Annotated in this window: 4 protein-coding genes; 2 read left to right on the top strand and 2 right to left on the bottom strand. The window is 38.1% G+C overall.

Annotation, left to right across the window (positions count from 1 at the left end):
* The first annotated feature begins 152 nt into the window (after window positions 1–152).
* Entirely contained in the window at window positions 153–884 is a 732-nt protein-coding gene (locus MRT15_RS09890; protein WP_304329930.1) for a creatininase family protein, read from the top strand.
* 15 nt (window positions 885–899) lie between these two features.
* On the opposite strand, the gene MRT15_RS09885 is transcribed toward MRT15_RS09890, so the two are convergent.
* A complete protein-coding gene (locus MRT15_RS09885) occupies window positions 900–2,090 on the bottom strand; it encodes an MFS transporter (protein ID WP_304329929.1) in 1,191 nt (396 codons plus the stop codon).
* A gap of 79 nt (window positions 2,091–2,169) precedes the next feature.
* Window positions 2,170–2,544, bottom strand: coding sequence for a hypothetical protein (locus MRT15_RS09880; protein ID WP_304329928.1), 375 nt, complete (start codon window positions 2,542–2,544; stop codon window positions 2,170–2,172).
* 49 nt (window positions 2,545–2,593) lie between these two features.
* Between MRT15_RS09880 and MRT15_RS09875 the strand changes: the two genes are divergently transcribed.
* Window positions 2,594–4,733 (top strand): metallophosphoesterase (locus tag MRT15_RS09875; protein ID WP_304329927.1); only part of this gene is annotated, 2,140 nt, incomplete at its 3' end.

The raw sequence follows: 4,733 nt of genomic DNA, 5'->3' as shown, positions 1-4,733 counted from the left end.
TGAATTTAGGAGGCAACTTGAAAGTTTGGGTTATAAGGTTATGGTTAATAAAACTGTGGTCATTGGAAGTGAGGAGTCTGCAGTTAAAGAGTTTATTGAGGCTTTGAAAACGATTTTAAGGTGAAAGGGGTATATAGTGATTTTGATGTGAAATGTATTGGCTATTAGAGGAAGTTACATGGGAAGAGGCTAAGGAGATAATTGCAAAGGCTGATTACATAATACTCCCCACGGGAAGCTTTGAACAGCATGGTTTACATTTACCATTAAGTGTGGATAATATAAGGGCTGAGAATCTCGTTATGGAGGTATTGAAGAGGGCTGATAAGTATAATTTGAAGCTTGCCAAACTACCAACACTACCGTATGGATGCTCAGAACATCACATGCACTTCCCAGGGACAGTTACATTGGAGATTGATACGTACATAAAGGTTGTAACGGATATAGGTGTGAGTATGCATAGACATGGGGCTAAGAGATTTCTAATAATGAACTTCCATGGTGGAAACATACAACCATTAAATATTGCTGTGCAACTTATAAGGACGAAAACTGGGATGAAAACATACCTCATACATTGGACACAATATGCAAGGGATCTAATTGAACAGTGGGCTAAACCTGGATGGGGACATGCATGTGAACATGAAACCAGCATGATAATGTACTATAGACCAGAACTTGTTAGAAGGGAGAAGATAGTTAAACCAAAAGTGAAGATTACAGCACCTATAACTGAATTCAGATACTTCGATGAAATAACGGATACTGGTGGAATAGGAGATCCAACCATATCAAAACCAGAATATGCAGAGAGGATAATTGGGGAAGCAAGTGAGAGAATACTGAAAGTACTAAGCGAAGCATTAAAGATGGAGTAAAACAAATAATTCAATTTAACCTTTTTTGAAATGTCCACTAAGCTTCAAGAACAAAGTCAATGCAATACAATAAAGTATGAGGGCAACTGGGAAAATTATGCTAAGACCATACGTGGATATGAAGAGGGATAGGAGTATTGGCATGAATATTCCAACTAAATTCATTGGTATAAATTCTAAGCTGTATGCAGTCCCCCTATATTCAGGCTTAACCAACCTAGCAACTATGGAACTCGTGACTGGCATACTCATACTGCTGGAAAACCCATAAATCAAGTAAAATAAGACCATTATGGAATTTATTGGGGAGAGGAAGATTCCAGCCGCCGAGGATATTAGGAGTAGCAATACAAGCATATAGGAGTATCTAACACCAAGCTTATCACATACAATTCCACCAGCAAGATTGCTAATTAAACCCATGAGGGGGCTAAGACCGAAAATTATGCTTGCCAATGCAGGGTCAAAACCCCTCTCATAAGTGAAGTAGCTTGTTATATAAGTGGATATGGAGGACCCAGCAGCATTGGTGAAAAGCAGTATTATGAGAAAGAGTAGGAAAACTCCACCTAAAACTTCTCGTAAAGAGTTATTTGACTTTCCATGGGAATGACCATCACCCTCAAAATTCCTTTTAATGTTAATTTCGGAATGGAAACGTAAATCTACATAGATTGAGACAATCACTGAGATTAGTATTGGCAATATCCATACCAAGTAGGCATACTTCCAGCCAAAGAGGTTGAGTACAATGCCCAGCGTCAATGGACCTAAAGCCACACCAAGAGTTCCACTTGCACCATGAAAACCCATCCCCCTACCAAGAAAATTTTGAGGCAAAATATTGGCTGCAACACTCAATGCTGGTGGATGATATAGTGTTGAAGCTATTGAAGTTAATGAGAATGCTAAAACAATTAGTTCTATGGAATCAGTAAGCAATATTATGACTCCGGAAATGAAAACTAGGGTTAAGCTTATGGAGATAATTTTAGTGGCACCAAATCTATCTGCAATTAAACCACTGGGAACTGAGAAGAGGAGGGAAGATAAACGTGGAATTGAAACTATTAAACTAACCATGAAGAAGGATAATTCATACTCATTACGTAAAATTGGGAGTAAGGCGAGTGGAAGCTCTGTGTAAACGTGGAGGAGGGTATGGGAAAAGCATAGGAAAGCCAATTTAAACTTGAAATCACTCAAACCGCACCACCAATCTTCAACAAAACTTTATTCAAAATGGATATGTGAGGGTTAAAAGCTTATCGAAGACGTTACAGGCTCATATAACCTCAAATTCCAAGGGTTCACCCTTAGCATCGAAAACAGCAACATCACTAAAACTAGCATATGGATATGCAATTATAACCATAATGAACCCATACATGTGATTATAGTCATCAATGGATGGCTTCAAAACTCCAGAGGGATGGGAATGCACAGTACCAATAATCTTGAAATCTATGGGTATATTGTACGGGTTGAATATCGCAAACCCCTCCCCAAGAATTGTTGATTGTGGGAGGAGGAAATCCTCCACTAGAAATCCATCCCTAAACCTTCTACCCCTAATCACTAGGAATATCTCCCTTGGATGTATATCCTTAGCATAAGCTAAAAGGGAAAGCAATGTTTCCCTATCAAAATACAATTTCAACAATATCACCACAATCAATCAAGATTACATATTGTGGTGTGAAAACATAATGGAAATTGAGAATTTAAACCTATTGTTAAGTGAAGGAAAATTTAATGTGAATTGCAAGGTAGATATTAATGTTGGTGATCTGCAATTGGGCGGTAAAAGAGCTTCAACAATAATAATGGCCATAATGATTTTAGGGTTGCTAAACACTCTAAACGTCAACGTTAGGGGGCAAACACTAACATACTATGCAGATAAAATGAAGTTTCCAACACATGGAGTTCCAGAACCAGTTTTAGATGGCGGGATATTCAATGTAACCGTGAAAATGGATTCAAGTATAAAATGGGTTAGAGCTGAAGTATACAATGAAACCCATAGGTTAATTGCAGATATCGTGAAAGCCAATTACGATTCAAAGAGTGGAGTTTGGCAATTGAGTTTCAAACTCCCAAGAGGGTTTGCTGAGGGGGCATACGATCTAGACGTAATTTACGAGGGAGGAAGAATATCTCAACCAAGAAGCCTATGGATAATGCCCAAATGGCCTGAGAAGCTGGATATATTGGCATGTGGAGATGTTAAACCTGAGGGGCTCCCCTACTTTTGGGAAATGGTTTACGAAGCGAACATAATAAACCCAGATGTAATAATATTCTTGGGGGATCTAGTAAACGTTCCAACAGTCTCAAGCCAATGGATCCAATTCCTAGAACCATACATGCTATTCAAAGATCCAGTATATGTTACAGCTGGAAATCATGAGTATGGAGATATAGGTAACGCCATTGAATATGAGAGAATAGTGGGTCCATTAAACTATACAGTCACCGTGGGGAAATTCCTACTCGTAAGTTTAGATACCGATAAAGATGGATGGATAAGAATGGAGAGATTGAGATGGCTTGAAAATGTACTTAAAGCCAACATTGATAAAACGAAGATCATATTCTTCCACTTCCCACTCTTCACTGAGAAATTGAAGGAGTGGGGTGTAGGCTACATAAACATTACATCATGGACAGATATAGACAAATACATAGCTAAAGGATACCTGTATGGTGACCCATCAGACTACCTCTCATGGAAGGGGCATCCAAATGAGGCAAGAGAACTATTCAGATTAATAGTGGAGTATGATGTTAGATTAATATTATCGGAACACATACACTCAGACTTAAACGTCATAGTCTATAATGAAGCAACTGGGAAGAAGCATTACTTCATAACTCCAGCAGCACTAGCCTACGATATACCAAACTATGATATAAGAGGATTCAAATTGATAAGAATCTACTCCAATGGAACAGTGGATGAAAATACATTATACAATCCTGGAACTGGATTATTCAAATACCCAAATTCAATACCAATAGATTCTGGGACCACAACATCATACAGACCAAAAACACCCTATAGACTTGGATTCCTAGAATACTATTATACACCATCAAACAATGGATCATCACATGTAGTATCACTTGCCATAATAAATGATTTGAATATAACAATAGAGAACCCGAGAATCATATTTAGAGTTCCAGCAGATAAGCCAATATCAGATTACAATTGGCATCCATACAAACCTCAATTCAAATATATTGAGAAGGATGGTGTATACTATGTAATGCTAACGAACATAACAATACCAGCAAAAAGCAGAATATACTTCACAATTGAATGCGTGAAAGATGAAGATACACCACAAGTGAAGTTTGTAAATCCACCACAAAACATTGAGAAGAATAAGTGGGTGAAGGTTACATTGGAAGCTTATGATGGTGGGTGGGGTGTAAAGAGGGTGGAAGTTAAATACAATGCCACCAGCGATAAATGGACTTCTGCACCAATAATGGATCTAATTAAAGCTGAGGGGGGAAGAGTAGTGTACGATGTGTGGATACAGCCAATACCAGTAGATCAAATTATGACTTTAAAAGCCATGGTTGAAGACTTCTCAGGTAAAACTTATGAAACATCCATAAACATAGTGGTTGGTCAACCAAAACCAAAATACACATTAAAGATAATTTCAACACCAATAGAGGGGGTTACAATACAGATAAATGGTACAAGTGTAACCACACCATACACAGCCACACTGGAACAAGCAAAATATATAGTGACAATACCACAAGAAGTTACAGTGGCTGGAAAGCAGTATAGGTTTGAGAGGTGGAGTGATGGGTCAACTCAAACCA

Origin of the sequence: Candidatus Culexarchaeum yellowstonense, from assembly GCF_024707025.1 — an archaeon.
Lineage (GTDB): Archaea > Thermoproteota > Methanomethylicia > Culexarchaeales > Culexarchaeaceae > Culexarchaeum.
Note: the sequence above shows the minus strand (reverse complement) of the source record. Positions and strands in the feature narration are given on the sequence as shown.